The following is a 22,823-nucleotide window of genomic DNA, read 5'->3' as shown; positions in this document are numbered from 1 at the left end:
AATTATAACAGACATCCCTGTTTTTGCAACAGAAATCTTTTAACTTTCTGTAGTCTGCATTTTGCTTATGATCAGCTGACTGACACTGTACCCTGTTTTTCTTGTCACAATATCTTCAATCTGCGCGCGATCTGCAGAAGAAAGTTCTTCATAATTAAGAACAACATCCACACTGTCATCTCCAATAGATACTACCGCATTCTCAAATCCTTTTGAGGCCAAAAGCTGTTCTGTTGCTGCTTCTTTTTCCATGATATCTGCAAGTTCTGTTAATTTATCTACTGCTTCTTTTTTGGCGCTCTCACCTACAGAATCACTGTTGATAATCTCATTAAGTGATTCTTTTGTTTTTGAATGGGTCTGCTCTCTTTCCATTCTTGCTCCTGCCACATACTCACTGACCTGTGCCTGTGTAAGAACTGCTCCTCCTATTGTTTCTGTACTGCCGGCAGTCTGTGGTTCTTCTGATACTTCATCTGAATTTTTCTCCGCTGCGTTTTTGGAACTTTCTGCTTTTTCTTTTATAAGAGAATCCCCATCTGAAATATCCATAGTATCAATCGTTTCTACCGAACTTTCAGACTTTTTATCCCCGTCTTTTGATGCATTTTGCTCTGTAAAATTCAGATAGCCTGCTACCGCAATCATAATCGCTAACGCCGTAATGGCAATTTGATTTTTTTGAAATACTTTTTTCATTTTGCACCCTCCATTTTTAACACTTTGATATGATTTGCAGAAACCCCAAACAGCACCTGTGCCGCCTCAAGAACCGATGCTGCTACTACTTTATTTTCCGCCCCTTCACAGGAAATGATAATTCCCGCGATTTCCGGTTCCAGTTCCTTTACAACATAGGGAGCAGAATTTCCCACACTGTCCGAAAGAATCGTCTCTTCCTGTCTTTTCTCATTTTTATTTGTTTTTTGCGTATCGCTGTTTTTTTCCTGTTCTGTCTGCCTCTCCTCTGACAGATCTTTATTTAAAACAGACTCTTTTGAAGATTTTAAAGTAATCATTACTTCCACTCTTCCTACACCATCCACATTTTCAAGGATATGTACTAATTTATTTTCAAGGGCACTCACATATGCATCATTTTGATCTGTCTGTACCGTCTTTTCTTCTTTTTTTTCTGTTTTTTCAGAAATTGCATTTTTCCATTCAGAAAAATTTGCCAGCAATAAGATAATTCCGGCAATCGCTATTAAAATGATTTTTTCTATTCCTATTTCTTTTAAATTCATTTTTTTCGGTACTTTCTCTCCCATATTTATTCCACCCCTATTCCATCTCTATTCCACCTCTATCTGAATATCAGACTTTTTAATATTATATAACTGCATCATTATTTTTTTAATTTTTTCTACGGTTTCTGCCTGTACAGACCCAATCTGTTTTTTAGATTTTTTATTTTGTAAATTTTTCAAACTACCTTCTATCTCTAATTTTTTGATATGTTCTTTCGCACTATCCCATCGAAATGTTACTTTTTTTACTGAAATCCCATACTGCCCTGCCACCTCTTCAATCTGCTTTTTGTAAGCCGCCTCACATTCCTTTTGTACAACTTCTTCTACTTCGCTCAATTCTTTAGAATATTTCATCCGGTTCCGTTCACTTTGCCATTCTTTTTGTAAAAAGGAAGCATAAAAATACGGTTCTGTGCCAGCGAAATCTATGACAGGTTTTAATAAGCACAACACTAATAAAAAGCCTGAGAAAAAACGGTAATATTTTTCATAAGCAGTCTTTTGCATCAGGTTATCACAGAGCAGCAACAGGATATTCATATATAAAATTATTTTTAACCAGCTCTTTATATACTCCATGTTTCCACTTTCTCCTATTTTTTCTCCTATTTTTTTCTTTTTTCACTTCATTTTTACTTCTTTTTTCTCTCTTTTTTGCTTTTTATTTTGTTACCCGCCTCAGCATTATCCTGTATAATTCGTTGTCAGGGAAGTAAGTGCGATCACAACAATAAACAACACAGAAGACATGCATAAGACTTTTATCATTAATGTTCCGCACTTCACTGCCGCATTAATGCATAATATAAATCGCTCATCTGCTATCGGTTCAAGTACAACAGATAACAGGAAGTATAAGAAAATATAGATAACTAATTTTATGAGCGGCAGCAATAAAAAAATAAGCAAAAACAAGATTCCCGCTGCTCCCACTGCATTTTTTATAACAAGAGAAGAACCGATTGCTGTGCCTGCTACACTTTGAACGATAGAGCCTGCTCCCGGAATCAATCCGATCATTTTATTAAGTATACTGTTTTTTGCGCTATCAAAAGATGGTGCTATCATTGTTTCTAGCAAGTGAAATCCAAAAAGAAGAAAAAATATGATTTGTATTCCTTTTGCTAGAAGAAAATATAATCCTTCACACAATTTTGAAATATTCTGTTTTTGAGAGAAATGGCTGATTAATTCTAATAGAAAATAGTATTGAAGCAACGGAAGAAATACATTTAAAAATATCCAGTTTAAAAAAAGCACTACGATCATAAAGTATTCATAAAATACAATGCCTGTAGAAAGATTCCCTGAAAGGGAAACTGCCAGGGTATATACCGGCAGCAATACTTTTAAAAAAGAGGAAAGCAAGATAACGGTGTCTTTAAACATTGCTATCATAACTGTAAAATTTGTAAAAATTATTGAAAAGACAAGAAAATAAGAAATTAAAAATCCACTGTCGGATACACCATAAGACTGAAACGCAGATGAAATATTCGAAAATACAGAAGCAAACAAAAGAATTCCTGCCAGTTCCCCGATGAATATCTTTGATGAGAAAATCTCCTGCAATACTGCTCCCGTCATCCACTGTCCTATTTCCTGTGCCGCTTCTGTAAACCGCATGGAAACAAGCTTTTGAAAAATTGAAGCAAAGTCCGGATAGTCCTTCTCGTCAAGCTGATCGATTTTTCTTGAAAGGGCAGTAATATCAATTCCCTCTTCTTTCTGGGTTGTCTGTGCCTGAAGAGTAAGGACCGAAATGCTGGTGGAAAACAGGATAAAAAAAAGAATTCCGACAATTTGAAAACTTTTATAGACACTTCTTCTTTCCAAATGCTCACCTGCCTTTCTTCTTTTGCTTTCCTTATTTTTTAATTACTTAAGAAGATACCAGGAGATACTCTACGGTCTCTAGTAATGATTGGATAATTGGAATACTTAACAGTAAGATAGATACTTTCCCTATCGTTTCTATCTGAAAGGAAATAGAACGGTACCCCAGATCTTCACATATATTTGAAGCAATCTGACAGATATATGCAATCGCCAGCAATTTAAATAATATTTTTATGTACATATTATTTATCGGTATTTCTTTTTGTAAACTCTGCACAAATTTTAAAACTTCCTCTAATCCAGTCGTTAGATACCCTATTAGGAAAAGACAGATTCCTAATAGTACAGGAATACTGTATTCTGGCTTGAATTGCTTTGTAATCATCACAAGAATCGCCCCTGCGATACCGATTAACACGATTTTAAAAACAAGCATGTCATCTCACTCCTTTACAACTCAAACAAACTGTATATTTCAGAAAAAAGTTCGCTGATGCATGGTATAATCCATGAGATTACTATAAAAAGTCCTGCCAATGATACAAGAAATGCCTGTTCTTCTCTGCCGGAATGTTTCAAAACCTGTCCCAGTATCGTTACAAGAATTCCGACCGCAGCTATTTTAAAAATCAATTCAATCGTCATAGTTTTCTCCTTTTCTTTCTGTGTACTCACAAAATCAAAGGAAGAAATGACTCCCGGAGTACATCGCTTTTAAAAAAGTAAGATTACTGCCAATGTTCCCATACAAAGACAAAAAACAAGGACAACTTTCTTTTTTCCGATATATTCTTTTTTCATCTGACAAATCCTTTCATTTAAAAATACAGACAGCTGTCTCATTTCTTCCTGCTGATAGTACATATCATCCGAAAGGAGATTCCTTCCTGCATTCAAAAACATTCTTTGCTCTTCCTTGGATAATTTTTCTTTCCATACTTTTTCTAATATTTTTTCATAAATATTAAAAAAGCTTTCCTCTATATTTTTAGATAACGCAAGAGAAAGTTCAAAAAAAAATTATGCCAGAGACTGTCGGTACGTTCACTCAATTCTCCAAATAAAAGGGGTAATGGTGTTCTTGTATTTCTGATTTCCGATTCAAGAATTCTGTATAATAATTCCCCCTCTTCTAAAAGCCGGATATGTTCTGCATCACGCTCCATAATCTTTACTCCAAAAAGATAGGAAGCCATAAGGATAAAACATGCACCTAATAATTTTGCCATAACAACTCCTCTCCTTGTTTCGCATATATACGAATCCTTCTCTCTGCTTTTTTTCTTTTTTCTAAATATATGTACCGTTCAAAAGGAAATTGTTTCAAATATTTTCCAACTACCGGCCGAAGAAATAAATCCTGTAGAGAGCTGCCATGAATCGTCATCAAAAGTTTACATCCGCAATTTCTCACATAAGCTAATGCTTTCATATCCTCTTTTCCCCCAATTTCATCTGCTACAAGAATTTCCGGGGTCATCGTTCGAAGCAGCATCAACATTCCTTCCGCTTTTGGACAATGATCCAGTAAATCCGTTCGTTTTCCCAGATAAAATCCTTCTCCCATCCTTGTGCGGTTTCCGATTTCGCTCCGTTCATCGACGACGGATACATTTTTCCCTGAAATACTTCCTGTGCCATCAGATAATAAACGAATCAGATCTCGTAAATACGTTGTTTTTCCACATCCCGGAGCAGAAACTACTAATGTATGACAAAATTCTTCTCCTTCAAATAACCATGGAACGATTGGCAGCGCACAATTTTTCACTTCTCTTGCCACACGAAGATTTATAGAAGAGATGTTTTTTATCTGTGGTTTTTCTATACCATCATAGTAATATTTTCCACACAGACCTGCCCGATGTCCTCCTTTTAACGTAATATATCCTTCTCCGATTTCTTCTTTATAAGCAAATACAGAATACTGGCTTAACTTTTCAAAAATAATTTTTAGTTCTTCCGGTGACAAAATCCAGTATTCTTGTTTTTCTTCTTGTTTTTGTAAAAAATAAGATTCTTCTGCCGTCACGATGGAAATCGGAAGTCCTGTCCGAAGACGAATTTCTGTTACATCTTCAAAGGAAACCTTTTCTTCTATTCTTTTTCTTAATTTTCCGGGGAAAATCCGAAGCAATTCTTCCTGATCAACTTTTTCTTTCACAACTGCGCTCCTCTCAAAAATAGCTGTATAAAGAAAAAAAACAGCCTGTTTCTATAATATATGAAACAGGCTGTAAGATATGTTATTTTTTCATCTATCGTTTATTGGTATACCCCTCTGGTTGTTCTTTCTTTTGGCTGAAAACCAGCAGAACGTAACGCTTCGATAATCTTTTGTTTATGTTCATGACCAAACGCTTCCATTGTAATCGTAAGTTCTACAGAACTGTTACGGTTTACGCTGACAAACTGATTATGCTCAAGTTTGATAACGTTACCCTGCACATCTGCAATTACTTTCGATACTTTGTTAAGCTGTCCCGGCACATCTGGCAGTAAAACAGAAACGGTAAAGATTCTGGAACGCTGGATCAGACCGTTTTGAACAACGGAAGCCAAAGTGATAATATCCATATTTCCACCACTTAAAATCGAAACCACTTTCTTTCCTTCTGGTTTTAAATGCTTTAATGCAGCAATTGTAAGCAGTCCGGAATTCTCCACAAGCATCTTATGGTTTTCTAAGATATCAAGGAAAGCAACGATCAGTTCATCATCTTCAATCGTGATCACGTCATCAAGATTCTCCTGAAGATATGGGAAAATCGTCTCACCCGGTGTCTTTACTGCAGTACCGTCTGCGATTGTATTTATATTTTCAAGTGTTACCGGATGACCTGCCTTTAAAGATTCCTGAAGACAGTTCGCCCCTGCCGGCTCTACTCCAATTACTTTAATCTTTGGATTCAACATTTTTGCAAGGGTAGAAACACCTGTAGAAAGTCCGCCACCACCGACTGGTACTAAAATCGTATCTACGGTAGGAAGTTCCTTTACGATTTCCATGGCGATCGAACCCTGTCCGGTTGCCACTTCTAAATCATCAAACGGATGTACAAAAGTATAGCCATGCTCTGCTGCCAATTCTTTTGCTTTCTCACATGCTTCGTCATAAACATTTCCATGGAGAACGACTTCTGCCCCAAGTTCCTTTGTACGGTTCACCTTTAATAAAGGTGTTGTTGTCGGCATAACAACGATGGCCGGCGCTCCAAACTTTCTTGCTGCATAAGCAACACCCTGTGCATGATTACCTGCGGAAGCAGTAATAAGTCCCTTTGCCTTTTCTTCATCACTTAATGTACTGATCTTATAGTAAGCTCCGCGAATCTTATACGCTCCGGTAAGCTGAAGATTCTCCGGTTTAAAATAAACTTTATTTCCTGTCATCTGTGAGAAAAAATCACTCTGCACCAGATTGGTAGGCAAAACAACTTCCTGCACTCTCTCATAAGCTTCTTCAAATTTATCTAATGATAATTTTTCCATCATAATTATGTATCCCTCCATGATGTTATAGTAGTATCGGTCATATCTCTTAAACAATAATCTATATAAAAATAATTGCTTTTATTCATCTTCCTCTGGTTTTTCAAAAAGTGCGTTTACAAAAGAATCTGCATCAAACTTCTGTAAATCTTCAATCTTTTCTCCTATTCCAATATATTTTACCGGAATACCAAGTTCGGACTGAATTGCAATAGCAATACCACCCTTTGCGGTTCCATCAAGCTTTGTAAGAACAATACCGGAAATATCCGATACTTCTTTAAACTGTTTTGCCTGTACTAAAGCATTCTGACCGGTTGTTCCGTCAAGAACAATTAATGTCTCAAGATAGGCTTCTGGAAATTCTCTTTCAATGACTCTCCGAATCTTAGAAAGCTCGTTCATAAGGTTCTTCTTATTATGCAGTCTTCCCGCTGTATCACATAAGAGAATATCGGCATGTCTTGACTTTGCTGCCTGACAGGCATCGTAAATAACCGCTGCCGGGTCAGAACCTTCCTGCTGTGCGATAATATCTACTCCAGCTCTGTTAGACCATTCCGTAAGCTGCTCAATCGCTGCAGCACGAAAAGTATCTGCTGCCGCCATAATTACTTTCTTATTCTGTGACTTTAACTGTGCAGCAAGCTTACCGATCGTTGTTGTCTTTCCTACACCATTTACTCCGATCACGAGAACAACGGAAGTACGGTTTTCATATTCATAAGCGGTCTCATCTACTGCCATCTGTTTTTTAATAATATCAATTAAAAGCTGACGACACTCTGCCGGTTCTTTAATGTGTTCCTCCTTCACCCTTGCCTGTAAATCTTCAATAATGTTCATTGTCGTATCTACTCCAAGGTCTCCCATAATCAGAATTTCTTCTAATTCTTCATAGAAATCATCATCTATTTTAGAAAATCCATGAAAAATAGAATCAAGACCTGATGCAATATTCTTTCTTGTTTTTGTCAGTCCACTGACTAACCGGCTAAAAAAGCCTTTCTTTTCTCCCATAATTACTCCTCTCATAACCTGCAGAAAATACTGGAAATTAATTCAGATCCTTATCAATCAAATCTACAGAGATTAACGTAGAAATACCCTTTTCCTGCATAGTGATTCCATATAAAGCATCTGCCGCGTTCATTGTTCCTCTTCGATGCGTGATCACAATAAACTGCGTATCTTTCGATAACTTCTTTAAATATTTGGAAAAACGAACGATATTCGCATCATCCAAAGCCGCCTCAATCTCATCAAGAAGACAGAACGGCGACGGTTTTAAATTCTGAATCGCAAAAAGTAAGGCAATCGCTGTCAATGCCCTCTCTCCACCGGAAAGAAGCATAATGTTTTGCAGTTTCTTTCCCGGTGGCTGTGCAATAATGCGGATACCACACTCTAAAATGTTTTCCGTATCCATCAATTCAAGAGAAGCCGTTCCTCCCTCGAACAGATCCTGAAATACGGTAGTAAACATCTGCTGAATACTTCCAAATTCCTTTGTGAACTGTTCCTTCATTGCCAGATTCAGTTCATCGATCATCGTAAGCAGCTTTGCTTCCGCTTCTTTGATGTCATCATACTGTCCCTTTAAAAATTCATATCGCTCGCCAACTTCTTTATACTCTTCAATCGCATTGATATTGATATTTCCAAGGCCTTTGATCTGTTTTTGCAGTTCTTTTTTCTGTCTGCGGTACTCCGCTGCATCCTCTGCTTTTAATTCATAATGCTTTAATGTAAGCGCCTGATTGTAAGTAAGCTCATAACTTTCCCACATATAGTCTATCTTACTTTCTAAATCTTCTTTCATGCGCTCCTGTCTGGAAGATAACTTTGAAGCTTCTTTCTCAAGAATCAACAGCTTATCATTCTCGCTTTCTAGTTCCTGGAAAATCTGATTCTGCTTTTTCATAGCAGTAGAACGCTGCTGTTTTAACCCTTCAAGCTTACCGGAAATATCCTCCATCTGTATAGTAATCTCCTGCAACACTGTTTGCAACAACTTTTGTTCTTTTTCATAAGAAATATTTTCTTCTGTAAGACGGCTCGTTTCTTTTTTATTTTCTTCTAAAGAACTCTGGAGACTTTCTGTTTCTTTTTCAATACGTTCCTGATCGTTTTGCAGATACGCAAGCTCCTGACGTTTTTTTGAAAGAGAAAGACGAAGTTCATTCTTTTCTGTTTCTACATCAGAAACTTCTTTTTTTATCTCTGCAAGCTTTTCTTTCAGTGAATCAAGAACCGAATGATTCTTTTCATGAATCTGCTCGTTATCTTCCTGCTCTTTTAAGAGTGTTTCCTTTTGAGAACGAATATCATCAATCTGTTCTTTTAAAACCCGATGTTCTTCCTTTAACGAAGCAATTCGTTCTTTCAGCTCTTCCTTTTTCCTCTCCATATCCGGAATCTGATTATTCAGGTCATGGAGAACAAGAGATGCCTCATCAAGCATTGCCTTTTTCCGTTGCTTCTCTTCTTCTAGTTTCTGCTGTCGTTCTTTTAGATCTGCAAGAGAACTCTTTCTTTCTTCCCAGGCAGCCTTTGCCTTTCTTAACGTCTCTTTACATTCTTCGATCTCACGCTTTCGCCCAAGCAGATTACCGGAGTGCCGGAAAGCTCCACCTGTGATCGCACCACCTGGATTAAGTAACTCCCCGTCAAGTGTTACCAGACGAAGACTGAAATTATTCTTTCTCGATAATGCCAGTGCGTGATCTATGGTATCTACAACAACCGTTCTTCCAAGTAAAGATTCTACTAATGCCTGGAATCGTTCTTCTACCTGTACTAACGTGCTGGCAATTCCAATTACACCTTCATCCTCTAAAACAGCCGGAGAAATCGTACTGTTTCTTCGGCGGATATTCGTAAGCGGTAAAAAAGTCGCTCGGCCAAACCGATTCTTCTTTAAAAACTGAATCATTTTTTTTGCTGTTTCGTTATCTTCCGTAACGATATTTTGTAAAGCGCCTCCAAGAGCGATCTCAATCGCTGTCTCATACTTTTCCGGAAGAGCAAGAATATCAGCAACAACACCGATTATGCCTGGATTTACACCTTTTTGTTCCATAATACGGCGAATCGACTGATTATATCCATCGTATCTTTCTGAAATATTGACAAGTGTCTCATAACGAGACTTTGTTCGAAGGTACTCCTGATTTAAGTTTCCCATCTCATCCTGATAATTCTGCTCCTTCTTCTGAAGAGACGTTCCTTTCTCTTCAAGCTCTTGGTACCGTTCTTCCTGCTCTTTAAACACTCGTTCTGCCTCAGACTGCTGTTTTTGCAGTTTTTCTGCTGTTTCATTATATTCTTTTAACTCTGAATTAAAAGAAATGTAACGGCTGTTATACTCTGCGTTACGAATCTCAAGCTGTTCCTCCATTGCCGCATACCGACTGAGTTTCTCTTTTGTATCAGAGCTACTGTTCATAATGGAAAAGAGCCGATCATTCTCCCCGGAAATTCTTTTCTCACAAGACTCCTGTTCTTTTCTTTTTACAACGATAGATTCCTCAAGAGCATCTAAGGCTTTCTGCCCCTGTTCTATCTCTTGTCCTTTTTCTGTGATCGTTTTCTTTAACTGTCCGACTTCTTCGATCTTTTTCTCTTTTTCTTCCAGACTTTGTTTCTCTAAGTCCTCATAATGCGTAATCAGAAGCGTATTGGATTCTGCTTTATGAGAAAGAATAAGAATCTCATTATCTTTTTCTTCTTTCTTTCGACGAAGTTCCTCTTTCTCAGATTCTTTTGTCTCAAGACTATCTGTTACTGCCTGTGTCTGTTCCTGAAGCTTTCCATTCTTTTCTTTAATCTTTTCATAAGTCTTCTTTGTCTCTTCTAAATCGCCAGAAACAATCGTATACTGCCTCTCATTTTCTTCCTGTTCCTTTTTCAGACGCTCATAATCATATAAAAAGAGGTGTGTATCAATATCTTTTTCTTCATCACGAAGCTTTAAATATTCTTTTGCTTTTGCACTTTGCTGTTCTAACGGACCAACCTGCTTTTCAAGCTCTGCTAAAATATCTGTGACACGCTCTAAGTTCTGACGTTCCTGCTCTAGCGACTTTTCCGTAACTGTACGATTCTTCTTATACTTTGCGATACCTGCTGCTTCATCAAACAACTCACGACTATCTTCGATCTTACCACTTAAGATTTTCTCAACCTGACCCTGTCCGATGATTGAATAACCTTCTTTACCGATACCGGTATCATAAAATAACTCTACGATATCTTTTCTTCGACAGGAACTTCCATTAATCAGGTATTCACTCTCCCCGGAACGATATACCCTTCTTGCTACCGTAACCTCTTCATAATCAAGAGGGATGATTCGATTCGCATTCTCAAAGGTAATCGCTACATAAGCAAACCCCATCGGTCTACGGCTCTGCGTTCCTGAGAAAATGACATCTTCCATCTTCGCTCCACGAAGCTGTCTTGCACTCTGTTCTCCTAAAACCCAGCGCACAGCATCTCCAATATTACTCTTACCGCTTCCGTTTGGTCCTACAATACCTGTAATTCCCTGTGGAAATTCAAAAACGATCTTATTGGCAAAGGATTTAAATCCATTAATTTCAATACTCTTTAAATACATGCTACACCCGCTGCTTTTTTAACAGTAGTATGGTCTGATAAGCGGCAATCTGTTCCGCTCCTTTTTTCGTTTTTCCTTTTCCGATTGCATACGTCTTGCCACCAATTCTAGTCTCAACAGTAAACTCCTTGGCATGATCTGGCCCTGCTTCTCTTGTAAGCACATACTGTAAGCGAGAATCCGGTCCCGCCTGTACCATTTCCTGCAAAATCGTTTTCGCATCGTAAAATAACGATTTATCTTCTACATCCTTTAACAGGTGATTATGAATAAAAAATCTCGCCTTATCCATACCGCCATCTATATAAATCGCACCGATCAATGCTTCAAATGCATCTGAAAGAATCGAATCCCTTTCTCTTCCTCCCGTAGCATCTTCTCCCCTGCTTAAAAGGATATACTTTCCAAGTTCTACGTCTCTTGCACAGATCGCTAATGTATACTCACAAACGAGACTGGAACGAAGCTTCGTAAGACGGCCTTCATTATAAGATGGATATTCCCTGAATACATAATCGGAAATCGTAACTTCTAAAACAGCATCCCCTAAAAACTCCAAACGCTCATTATTCGCCTTTCTGCGTCCTCTCTGCTCATTCGCATAAGAGCTGTGTGTCATCGCCAATGCCAAAAGCCGTTTATTCGTAAAAGAATACCCTATCTTCTCTTCTAATCCTTTAAATCGTTCTGCCTTAATCATTCCTGTTCGCCTGCCTTTTCTTTTTTTGCCTGTTCGATTTCTTCTGCAAGATGCGCTACGATCTTCTCGTTAATCCGCTGTTCCTTGAATGTAACACACTGGAAGATTGCCTTCTTTGTCTCCTTTGCCTTCGCACTTCCATGAATCTTTACAACAAGTCCCTTTAAACCAAGAAGCGGCGCTCCGCCGTACTCTGTCGCATCAAATGTTTTCAATGTCTCTTTTAATGCAGGCTTTACTAAAAGACCTCCAAGCTTGCTCCTCGTTGTAGACATCATTCCCTCTTTAATTATCTGGATCAATGTACTTGCAAGACCTTCCTCAAGTTTTAAGATTACATTACCGACAAAAGCTTCTGTTACGATAACATCTGCTTCACCCTTTGGAATATCCCTGGCCTCAATACTTCCGATAAAATTAATATTCTTACAAGCCTTTAACAGTGGGTATGTCTCCTTTACAAGCGCATTCCCCTTCGCTTCTTCCGCACCGATATTTACAATGGCAACACGAGGATTCTTCACACCAACAACATCTTCCATATAAATAGAACCCATCTGGGCAAACTGTAAAAGATGTTCCGGGCGGGCATCTACATTCGCACCACAGTCAATCAACAGAGAAACTCCCTTCTCTGTTGGTGTAAGCGGTGCAAGCGGTGCTCTCTTCACACCTTTTCCCTTACCGATCAGTACCTGTCCTCCGACAAGAATCGCCCCTGAACTGCCTGCAGAAACAATCGCATCACACTCACCGTTCTTCACAGACTTAATCGCTACAACTAAAGAAGAATCCTTCTTCTTCTTAATTGCGATAGCCGGTGCTTCATTACAGCTAATCTCCTCCGTCGTATGCGTAATCTCAATCTGTTCCTTATTATAAGTATACTTATGAAGCTCTGCTTCAATCTTATCCCTATCTCCAAAAAGGCGAAGCTTGATATCCGCTCTCTCATTAATCGCATCAATCGCACCTTTAATAATCTCACCCGGTGCATTGTCTCCACCCATCGCATCAATCGCTATTACATTCTTAAAGTCCATAAAAGCTCCTTTCTTTTTTAAGAAAGTACTCTCGGAAAATCATTTTACAAAAACCTTCCGAGAATACTTTGTTGCAAATAAAGTCAAAGATTAGAGTAACACAATTAAGGGAAGATTTCAAGAATATTGATGGTTCTTTAAACAGACAGACCCCGGATAAGGGAGCACTATCCTATCTGCCTTGCAGCTGCATTTAGGATAATCCCCTCCTGTCCAGGGTTCTGCTTTTTTGACCGAATAAATAATCAATATCTTGATACTACCGATCCTTTTGTAATTTTTCTTTTTTTATAATACAAATTACTATTTTTTTATTTTAATTTTTACGGTATGTTTCTTTCCGCTGCCATCCGTTGCCATCGCTGTGATTTTAACTGTTTTTCCTCTGGCGGCCTTTTTAGTTGTCACGATTCCCTTCGCATTTACGGTAGCGTATTTTTTGTTGCTCGATGTCCAGAGAAGTTTTTTATTGGCTTTCTTTGTGGCAGTTACTTTGGCTTTCAGTTTAAGTTTCTTTCCTGCTTTTACTGGCTTACTTCCTGTAATCTTAACTTTCTTTACAATACCTCTCATGGATGTAATCTTCCAGGAAGCATATTTCTTACTTCCATCGGTTGCTGTTGCAGTAATCGTTACTTTCTTACCGCCAGTTTTCTTTTTCACTGTAACGACTCCACGCTGGTTTACCGTTGCAACCTTTGGATTGCTGGACTTCCAGATCAGCTTTTTATTGGATGCGTTATCTGGTAAAACAGTCGCTTTTAAAGTAATTTTTCTGCCTGCGGCAATTTTTTTGGAGATTGCAAAGAGGCGGATTGATGACACTGATTTCATATTATCATTTGTATCCGTATTTGCTTTCGTATTGTCCGTTTTTACATTTTCTACCGTAATTGGCATAACTACTTTTCGTCCAATACCGACTTCTTCATAAAGAATTTCCAGTTGCTTTTTGCCTGTTTTAGACATATCGATATTTTTCACATTTGTTGTATAACCTGTTACTTTTGCCTTGCTTCCATCAGTGTATACTGCGGTCACTTCCAAATCATCCATATTTAGCTTCTCGCCTTTAGTATAAGTAACCTTTGTTTTTGTTGCGGTGAGATAATCCAATGTTTTTAATTCTTCTGTTCCTACATAAACAAATGCTGTATTATCAGACTTTATGCTTTCTTCTGCATCTCCGCTAACTTCCATGTAAACCGTATCGCTTCCAAGTTTTTTCAATTCTTCTTTTGTAAATGTTTTTTCTACCGAATTATAGAATTCCACATTTCCAAGATTTATTGTTTTTAATACTTTACCAGAAGCATCCCCAGCTTTTAAAGTAAGTGCTGCTGTCGTATCAAAGGCACTGTTATTATCTATCACAGCTGTAATATTATCTTCTTCTTGTTTAACAGAAAGTGCAAGTTCACTGCCAGCTGACTGAATACTTTTTGTAGAATCTGCTGTTGTATTTTCACCAGACATTGCTTCCACTTTTAATGTTTCTTTCGCTGCCATAGTCTTAGGTACCGTAAAGTTCACCGTAACGTTTTTTGTCTCTCCCGGTGTCATTCCGCCATCCAGATTTGTCTGTCCAATGACTTCGCCATTATAGACAATCTGAATACTTCCCTCATTATTGTTCATTAATCCATTGTTTTTTACTGGCACTGTAATAGAGGCATCCTTGTCCGGCATCAATTCCTCTTGTGTGTAATCAATATCCCCGATAACAAGTCTGCTTTGTGGAACAACAGAAGTGATGCATAAATCTGTATTTTCTGTCACATTATTTTCTGTAATCGTCACATCGGTTCTTGTAAATAAATATTCATACGCCGTCCCATTCCAGATACCACTCGGCACTGCTGCATAACCTTCTAAATCTGTTAAAGTAACTGGTTCGTAAACTTCTCCATCTCGTATTACGTAGGCATACAGATTCCTTCCTGTTTCTTCTGCATTTTCTTTCTCCGATGAACAGATAAGTAGCTGGCTATCCTCACCATCTACTACCGTATAATCTGCGGAAATAACCGCATCGTCTTCTATATAGCTTTCTACCGCTCCATCTATAGCATCAATATAGTTTAAGGAACTGCCTTCCGCATCCTGTGCATACCATAAAAGGACGGAACTTCCATCTATTTTTGCAAAAGAAGGAGAAAGATTCTGTCCATTTGCTGCAATGGTTGTTCGTCCTTTTGCATTAACCGCCGTCAGTTGTACCTGCGGATTTTCCTCGGTACCAGAATTCAACGTATAAGCTGTCACTACATCATTATCCAAATTGCCAATAGCAACAGACTGTACCGGTTTATTCTCTTCTGATAACTTCTTTGTTGTAAATGCATTTCCATTTAAAGATGCAAGATAAACTGTATTTGTTCCGGTTCCCTTTAAAATATCGTTCGCACTATTGCTGTTCCATGCAATATATGGCACATGATTTTTCACTGTAATAGACGGATGTAAATCCGCAATGGCATTATCCGTAATAGCCGGATACTTTGTCACTGTTCCTGTATTTCCATTTAATGCGATTTTTGCTGCCTGAACTTCGGTCTCGGCTGCAAGCTTTGTCATAAAATCTTCAGCTTCCGCTTCTTCTGGTGTAAAAATCCGCTTTGCATTAATCCATGTAACGTATATATTCTCCCCATCTACTGCTGCTACCGCATCAAAATCTGCCGTTCCGTCATCGTCAATCATCTTAGGTATACTCCACCCATTTTGTTCATTGTAAATAGAATATACTACCGCTGTATGATTCCCTGTTGTTCTGTCACCCATGTCCGTTGTAAAAATAAGGAGTTTCTTTCCACTTGCCGTCTGCAAAAGCTGCGGCTTTGCACTGGCATACACATCAGACAGCAATGTTGTCACTCTTCCAGATATATTTTTTGCAGAAGCAGCACGCTTTATCGAACGTGGCTTCGCTGTTTGTTCTGCAACGGCAGAACCATCCCACGAAGAAGAATCTACTCTTTGTATTTCATAATCTTTCGCCTCCGGTTCTAACTTTGGCAATACTCTGGCATACATTCTGGCTTTTGACTTCTTCTTTGAAGAATAATAATCCAACGAACCATTTAGAATCTCCTTTTCATAAGACAAGCATAACGCCTTTGCACTGACTCCCATCGCCCCCTCTAAAGAGGCTGTCAGGTCACTGCTTTTTCCGTCAGATTCTACCGTAACAAGATTCTTCGCTTCTCCATAAACAGAAATATCTGCAATATAGGCAACACCAATACCTCCAGTAAGACGGACTCCCGGTATTGTCATCTTTACCTTTCCTTTGGTATATACTGTACTTTTATTAAAATCAAGCCCTACTGAAAAGTCAGCATTTACACCAGCTTCCCCTTTGACTTTTATGACAACAGGAACTACAACAACTAGCATCTGCCATTCTTTTTTTGCAGAACCTTTAATTTCAATAAAAAGCTTTCCACCAGTCGTTGTTACCCCCCCCACAGCCTGTCCGAAAACCTTATTTTTAGGCATAAATTTAGCCCCTTTCCTTCATCTGTGACATTGAAAACTGAATAAAATACACAGGATGAAGAAAGAGGCTTATGCCTGTTCCATCAATTCCATCATTTTTTGAAATCCAAGGAGATTCTTCGCCCGTTCCAGGTTATAACCCAGACAAAAGAGCGCAAACTCTCCAGCCACTTTCCGTATTCCCCTTAAAAGAAAATAAGTGGCTCCCATTGCTCGTTTTATTGTTCCAAACGGATGCTCCGACAGGCACATCCTCCGGCTCATCTTTTCTTTATCCGGTTTCAGGAAAAACTTCACAACCTTTCTTTTTTCATAATGCCATTTTTCACCCGTTTTCGTTTCCTCCGGCTTCTTTCCTTCGGCTTCCAGCCAGCCCTTACATGGTTTTACCAGCTGATCTTTGGTAAAGTCGATCTCTTTCCATTCGCCTTTTCCCTTGTAACACTTATTGCGGTTCGGGCAATGTTTACACGCATTTTTATTGGCATAGCGGATATTCCCGTTTTTCTTTATGCTCTTCTGTCTCAGGATTTCCCCAGCCGGACAGTATACCAGGTTTCTCTCAGGATCTCTGACAAAATAACCTTCTTTTGCTTTTTCCTGCATTTCCTCAGGACTTCCATAAACACTGCTGTTTTCCCGTTTTTCATCCACCACTTTACGACGGACTGTTTCTACCTTCATATCCTGTATCACTTCTGCATAAACTTCCGGTATCTTACCTGCATGCAGTGCTTTCTTCAGTTCTTCTGGCTCTGTGCTGGCAGTATCCGTTTCTGCCTCTTCATAAGGGATTTCTATGTCATAACCGTCTTTTCCATCATCTGTTATGACATGTGGGATAATACCGTTCTCCAGACACTCCACCATATCTTCCACAGCTTCATAACCTTTATCTGCTACTACTTCTATGATCTTTTCCGGTTCAGAGCTCTTTATCCCCTGCATCGTACTTTCCAGCAATCCATGGTCGGTTACCTGATTGGTCATCTGAAAATCTCGGATCAGATGTGTTTCAGAATCTACCGCCGTCTGTGGGTTATATGCTACTGTAAACCCATTTTTATTTTTCATGAGTTTTGCATCCGCATCTGTGATCGAAAGCTGGGATACCCCGGTTTCTTCCATCAGCTTCTGATAACCTTCGTATCTGGCAAGTCTCTCCTGTGCTTCTTTTAACTTGGCTTCAAGACTTTCTCTTGTCAGTTCTCCTGAAATCACGTCTGTTTCTTCCTGCTTGTCCATTTCATTCAGGATCCTTAGATACTCATCTGTATGGCCATTCAGCCATTTGATCCTGTCATCCAGTTTGTTTTTGGTGAAGTTGTTATCTTTTGCGTTATCCGCCTGGATCTTTGTTCCATCCACGGAAGAAAATCCCCATTCCACTGCACCGGAGATCCGGCGGTTGAATTCATAAAAAATCTCTTTCAGGCTGTCTATGTTGTTTTTCCTGAAATCTGCAATGGTGCGAAAATCCGGTTCTACACCTCCGATCATCCATTTCACTTCAAGATTTACTTTACAGCTTTCAGCCAGTTTCCGTGAAGAACGGATACCTTTCCTGCTTCCGTAAATATATATCTTATAAAGGCTCTTAGGATCGTAAGATGGACGGCCTTCTGCTGCCACAGGTTTTACACCGTATTTCCCTATATCAAGATGGTTCACAAACGCATCAATTATCCTTGCAATACTTTCTTTATCTACAAATGCGTCCCATGAACAGCACATCAGCTGGTCACGGTCAAAACCTGAAACATATGGCATCTCAATTCACCTCAGAACAATTTTTCTCTGGTTTCATTATACTATATCTGAAACATAGATGCACGATTTCTGTGTACTTTATTCAGTTTTCAATGTGCAATTTTAATTTATATTGAACGCTCACAAGAGCATATCAATCTTTTTCTCATCAGATTAGATTATCCGAGTTTTCGGACAGTCTCCCCTGATGACGTAATCGTTCCTTCCGCATACCCATAAGCACTCAGATTCGCACTTTTTTCCATTGCCATACTTGCTACCCCGAATTTCGAAGCAAGCAAAGAGTGAATTCCCTTTTGATACGATCTCTTTTGGGTATTGACAAATTGTTTAAAATCTGTCCAGCCTTTCTGCTCTATCATTTTATCAAGATCACTGACACCAATTCCAATCCGCCACTGATTATCTTCCCTCCAGAAACTTGCCGGAAAGTTTCCGTAATCAAAGCTGACATCTCCACCACCTATAATTGGAATATCGTCCGGAACCGTAAAATCGACTCCACCCTGCACCTTTATTTCTTTATTACTCTCTTCCGTCTTATCTCCCGTAACAGTTGTTCCCGGTTTATCTGGCTGGGTGGGCTGTTCTGGAGTATCTGGTTTGTCAGGCTCACCCGGATTTACAGGATTATTACTTCCGCTCTCTCCATTCTTCATCGCATCGGAGCATACCGTTCCGGCGTAGGAATAGAGATTAGAGGATGAGAGATTCAAATGCAAAGCGGGTCGCACACCGTCATTCTTCCTGTCGACATAATAGCCATCCCTGCTGACCCAGCCATCATAAACCACTACAGCCGCATCATAGCTATTGTAGCCCGGCGAGCGGAGCCACCACCAAATATTTCCATTATATTTAGGATTATCATCCTCATCCTCATACTCATACACATATCTCCAGATACCCATTGCATACGCATAAGTACTGCAGCGGCTTCTTCTGGCTTCATCATATGTACTGTAGTCTTTTACAAAACCATAGCTTGCTGCCGTATCTGTGTTATAGACCTCTGATTCGGAGAGGAGGAAGACTTTATCCGAGGTATTATTTCCACCGGCTATTCCGTAACCAATATTATTGTTATTTACAACATTTGTTGTCTTAATAGCATTTCTTTGCGTGGACGTAAAGGCAGAATTAATAAAGTTCTTTCTGCTGTAATCTGTCTTTGGCTGATTCACAGATGCCCCATAACCGTTCAGCCAGCTTCGCATACTGCTACTTTCCCATGTCACATCTTCAAACTTTGTATTATATTCCTGATCATCCAAAGCAATATCTGCAAGAAGAAGGGCGTCATTTCCGTTCCTGTTTAGCACGCGCCACTTGATTGGTTCATATTTGAAATAATGGTAAGTTTTATAATTGCCGTTCCAGTTATACTGACCAGTTTCATCGCTATTATAGTATGTCGCATCTTCCCCCTTCAGCCTGCGATACTTTGTGTCCCCAATCGTAATATCATTATTGCTGTCCCAGCCGGTCGCATTCTTTAAGGCATTATAAATACTGCCGTCTTTTGATGTTACCTCACTCTGCGGATAGTTTCCGAAGTACACGCAGTCCCAGGTGACTTTCTGTCCGGCATCCATGGAGGAATCTTTTACGATTCTTGGGTTTCTTATATTCTCTGCCGCATTTACTTTTGGCAAGGTTACCGGGATATCCGCAAAACTGACTCCCTGCGGACAGAATCCTGCCAGCATTGCTACCGATAAGATGAATGCTGTTATACGGGATAGGTTGATGTGTTTCCGTTGTTTTTTCATAGACTTTCCTCACTTTCTCCTTGAGCGTATTTGAAAAATGCTTTCTGTAAGATTCCGTTACAATTTGTAGAAGATTTTACCTAAATGGGGGCTGCGTAGCAGACTACGTCAACCGAATGAAGGCAAATTCAAGAATACAAATTGAGGCGTGCAGATTGCAGGGATGCTTTTTCAAACATGCTCTAAAATATAGATTTTGCTATTTTAAAAATAGCGTATCATTTTCTTCACTAAAATTCAATAGGATATGTCTAAGTGGTTGATTTTACGACACTTTTGGTAAAAGAATTCTAATCTGTAGATTTGATGTAGACGAAAAAAGAAAAAATACGATATCCCATCTGCTCTGTAATCGCTATGCTTAAAATGCTCATCCGCATTTTAAACATGCTCCGAAGCCGCATCTGGGATATCGTATTTTTTCTTTTTTCTGTCTAATTTAAATCCACAGTTGGTAAAAATGGGAATTCTCCAGAAAGGCATGGTTTTTCTGGAAATTAAATTTTAAAAGGTTGACATTCAAATTGTTGTATATACTTGAAATTTAATTATTTCACTAATTTGCGGGATTAAATCAGACTGCCACTGCATTCAAGTCGAGCAGACTCACCACCTGAAAGAGGTGGGAGTCTTCTCGACTGAGATAAACCTTCCTGCTGAATTGTAAAGAAACTATGACAAAGAAAAGAGAAAATACAATTCAGCTACATAACCTTTCTTTAGCTGTGTCTGTTCAAAATTCCGATTCAAATACTCATTGACTTTTATGTCAAATTATGTATATAATAGTCATATGATAATCGTTAATATATCATAATTGGAGGTAGCGTAAATGAAAGTTCCCACAATCTTACAGCCAGAAGGCTTAGAACAACGCTACGAAAGATATAAAGAAAAGATAAAGCACTTTACGATAATGAATGACATCTTTATGCGGAATGTTTTAAAGGAAACCGCATGTACTGAATATATTCTTCAGGTTATCATGAACAAAAAGGAACTAAAAGTAATCGACCAGACTTTACAGAAAGATTATAAAAATCTCCAGGGGCGTTCCGCCATTTTAGACTGCGTGGCAAAAGATGCAGAGAATAATTTTTTTAATGTGGAGATTCAGGGTGAGAACGATGGTGCGTCTCCAAAAAGAGCCAGATATCACAGTGGTCTATTAGATATGAATCTCCTGAATCCAGGCGATTCTTTTGACAGCCTGCCGGAAACGTATGTCATTTTTATCACTAAAAACGATGTCCTTGGATATAACCTGCCAATCAGCCACATACAAAGAAGAATCAAAGAAACCGAAGATATATTTCAAGATGGACAGTATATTTTATATGTAAACTCTAAGAAGCAGGATGATACCGAATTAGGCCGCTTAATGCATGACTTACATTGCAAAGACGCAGGCAAGATGTATAGTAATGTCCTGTCTGCAAGAGTACATCAGTTAAAAGAATCGGAGGAAGGAGTGAATCAAATGTGTCAGGAATTAGAAGAGATTTATAATGAAGGCGTTGAAAAAGGCGAGCAATTTGGATTTCTGCGAGGTGAACAATCTGGTGAACTAAAGGCCAAGAAAGAAACTACTCTTGCCCTTCTTGAAATGGGAATGTCTGCGGAACAGATTGCAAAAGCTGTAAATCTTTCTATAGAAACTATTCAGAGCTGGATATCTGAAGCATCGTTTTGATTTGTAGAAGAAACGAGCTCTCCCTCTCTATATATTCCAATCCTACAGATCAGTTGAAAAGATCTGAGGATGGCAACAGTAAGTAGCGTAACTATTGATATATCATAATTGGAGGTAGCGTAAATGACAGTTCCCACAATCTTACAGCCAGAGGGCTTAGAACAACGCTACGAAAGATATAAAGAAAAGATAAAACACTTTACGATAATGAATGACATCTTTATGCGGAATGTTTTAAAGGAAACCGCATGTACTGAATATATTCTTCAGGTTATCATGAACAAAAAGGAACTAAAAGTAATCGACCAGACTTTACAGAAAGATTATAAAAATCTCCAGGGGCGTTCCGCCATTTTAGACTGCGTGGCAAAAGATGCAGAGAATAATTTTTTTAATGTGGAGATTCAGGGTGAAAACGATGGTGCTTCTCCAAAAAGAGCCAGATACCACTGCGGTCTACTGGATATGAATCTACTGAATCCAGGCGATCTTTTTGACAATCTCCCAGAAACTTACGTCATTTTTATCACTAAAAATGATGCCCTTGGATATAATCTGCCAATCAACCACATAAGAAGACGAAGCAACGAAACCGGAGAAATATTTGAAGATGGTCAACATATTTTATATGTAAACTCGAAAAAACAGGATGATACCGAATTAGGCCGCTTAATGCATGACTTACATTGCGAAGAAGCGGATGAAATGTATAGTAATATTCTTGCAACCAGAGTACATCAACTAAAGGAAACTGCGGAAGGAGTGAATCAAATGTGTCAGGAATTAGAAGAGATTTATAATGAAGGCGTTGAAAGGGGCGAACAATCTGGATTTCTTCGAGGGGAGCAGTCTGGGGAATTGAAAAAAGCAAGAGAAACTACTCTTGCCCTTCTTGAAATGGGCATGTCCGCGGAACAGATTGCAAAAGCTGTAAATCTTTCTATAGAAACTATTCAGAGCTGGATATCTGAAACATCGTTTTGATTTGTAGAAGAAACAAACGCTCCCTCTCTGTCCTATATACAAACTGTTCATCCACAGCTTGAACTTGCTCTGAGGAGCATTTTTATATAGGGCAGAAAAGGAGTGTTCTATGTATTCCCATTCTACAAATTAGTTGAAAAAATCATAGGATAGCA

17 protein-coding genes and 1 pseudogene are annotated in these 22,823 nt (G+C 38.8%); 2 read left to right on the top strand and 16 right to left on the bottom strand.

The genetic code is table 11. The annotated features are described in order from the left end of the window. Window positions 1–39: 39 nt before the first annotated feature. The 16 genes and pseudogenes from EHLA_RS06185 to EHLA_RS06105 all read right to left on the bottom strand — a co-directional run bounded on the left by EHLA_RS06185 (window position 40) and on the right by EHLA_RS06105 (window position 19,991). Window positions 40–699: a SpoIIIAH-like family protein gene (locus EHLA_RS06185; RefSeq protein WP_096239792.1), complete on the bottom strand. Its 660-nt coding sequence runs from the start codon at window positions 697–699 to the stop codon at window positions 40–42. Next, entirely contained in the window at window positions 696–1,271 is a 576-nt protein-coding gene (locus EHLA_RS06180; RefSeq protein ID WP_096239790.1) for a stage III sporulation protein AG, read from the bottom strand. The genes EHLA_RS06185 and EHLA_RS06180 overlap by 4 nt, the downstream gene beginning before the upstream one ends. A gap of 24 nt (window positions 1,272–1,295) precedes the next feature. Continuing rightward, complete coding sequence (locus EHLA_RS06175) at window positions 1,296–1,832, bottom strand: stage III sporulation protein AF (RefSeq protein ID WP_096239788.1); 537 nt, start codon at window positions 1,830–1,832, stop codon at window positions 1,296–1,298. 105 nt (window positions 1,833–1,937) lie between these two features. After that, a complete protein-coding gene (locus EHLA_RS06170) occupies window positions 1,938–3,089 on the bottom strand; it encodes a stage III sporulation protein AE (RefSeq protein WP_096239786.1) in 1,152 nt (383 codons plus the stop codon). 46 nt (window positions 3,090–3,135) lie between these two features. Continuing rightward, on the bottom strand, window positions 3,136–3,528 hold the full coding sequence (locus tag EHLA_RS06165; protein WP_096239784.1) for a SpoIIIAC/SpoIIIAD family protein: 393 nt from the start codon (window positions 3,526–3,528) through the stop codon (window positions 3,136–3,138). A gap of 14 nt (window positions 3,529–3,542) precedes the next feature. Further along, window positions 3,543–3,737, bottom strand: a complete 195-nt coding sequence (gene spoIIIAC, locus EHLA_RS06160) for a stage III sporulation protein AC (protein WP_021907592.1) — start codon at window positions 3,735–3,737, stop codon at window positions 3,543–3,545. A gap of 69 nt (window positions 3,738–3,806) precedes the next feature. Beyond that, window positions 3,807–4,258, bottom strand: a pseudogene (locus EHLA_RS16575) (stage III sporulation protein AB). Window positions 4,259–4,305: 47 nt separating this feature from the next. Next, complete coding sequence (locus EHLA_RS06145) at window positions 4,306–5,256, bottom strand: stage III sporulation protein AA (protein ID WP_096239782.1); 951 nt, start codon at window positions 5,254–5,256, stop codon at window positions 4,306–4,308. Window positions 5,257–5,357: 101 nt separating this feature from the next. Next, window positions 5,358–6,584: a threonine ammonia-lyase gene (gene ilvA / locus EHLA_RS06140; RefSeq protein WP_096241569.1), complete on the bottom strand. Its 1,227-nt coding sequence runs from the start codon at window positions 6,582–6,584 to the stop codon at window positions 5,358–5,360. An 81-nt stretch (window positions 6,585–6,665) separates the two neighbouring features. Further along, window positions 6,666–7,604, bottom strand: a complete 939-nt coding sequence (gene ftsY / locus EHLA_RS06135; protein ID WP_021907597.1) for a signal recognition particle-docking protein FtsY — start codon at window positions 7,602–7,604, stop codon at window positions 6,666–6,668. A gap of 37 nt (window positions 7,605–7,641) precedes the next feature. After that, the gene (gene smc / locus EHLA_RS06130; protein WP_096239779.1) at window positions 7,642–11,205 is read right to left on the bottom strand and encodes a chromosome segregation protein SMC; all 3,564 of its coding nucleotides are present in this window, start codon (window positions 11,203–11,205) and stop codon (window positions 7,642–7,644) included. Between the two features lies 1 nt (window position 11,206). After that, complete coding sequence (rnc, locus tag EHLA_RS06125; RefSeq protein ID WP_021907599.1) at window positions 11,207–11,905, bottom strand: ribonuclease III; 699 nt, start codon at window positions 11,903–11,905, stop codon at window positions 11,207–11,209. Further along, complete coding sequence (gene plsX, locus EHLA_RS06120; protein WP_096239777.1) at window positions 11,902–12,948, bottom strand: phosphate acyltransferase PlsX; 1,047 nt, start codon at window positions 12,946–12,948, stop codon at window positions 11,902–11,904. The genes rnc and plsX overlap by 4 nt, the downstream gene beginning before the upstream one ends. Before the next feature lie 303 nt (window positions 12,949–13,251). Further along, the gene (locus EHLA_RS06115; protein WP_096239775.1) at window positions 13,252–16,449 is read right to left on the bottom strand and encodes an Ig-like domain-containing protein; all 3,198 of its coding nucleotides are present in this window, start codon (window positions 16,447–16,449) and stop codon (window positions 13,252–13,254) included. A 69-nt stretch (window positions 16,450–16,518) separates the two neighbouring features. Further along, window positions 16,519–18,219 (bottom strand): transposase, encoded by a 1,701-nt coding sequence (locus EHLA_RS06110; RefSeq protein WP_096239773.1) that lies wholly within the window; start codon window positions 18,217–18,219, stop codon window positions 16,519–16,521. Window positions 18,220–18,377: 158 nt separating this feature from the next. Further along, window positions 18,378–19,991, bottom strand: a complete 1,614-nt coding sequence (locus EHLA_RS06105; RefSeq protein WP_096239770.1) for a DUF6273 domain-containing protein — start codon at window positions 19,989–19,991, stop codon at window positions 18,378–18,380. An 832-nt stretch (window positions 19,992–20,823) separates the two neighbouring features. On the opposite strand from EHLA_RS06105, the gene EHLA_RS06100 reads away from it, so the two are divergent. Then, complete coding sequence (locus EHLA_RS06100) at window positions 20,824–21,684, top strand: Rpn family recombination-promoting nuclease/putative transposase (RefSeq protein ID WP_096239768.1); 861 nt, start codon at window positions 20,824–20,826, stop codon at window positions 21,682–21,684. Between the two features lie 123 nt (window positions 21,685–21,807). Then, a complete protein-coding gene (locus EHLA_RS06095) occupies window positions 21,808–22,668 on the top strand; it encodes an Rpn family recombination-promoting nuclease/putative transposase (protein WP_096239766.1) in 861 nt (286 codons plus the stop codon). The last annotated feature ends 155 nt before the right edge of the window (window positions 22,669–22,823 follow it).

Origin of the sequence: Anaerobutyricum hallii (genome assembly GCF_900209925.1) — a bacterium.
GTDB classification, from domain to species: Bacteria; Bacillota; Clostridia; order Lachnospirales; family Lachnospiraceae; genus Anaerobutyricum; species Anaerobutyricum soehngenii.
The sequence above is the reverse complement of the archived record's forward strand: the minus strand, read 5'-3'. Positions and strand labels throughout refer to the sequence as shown.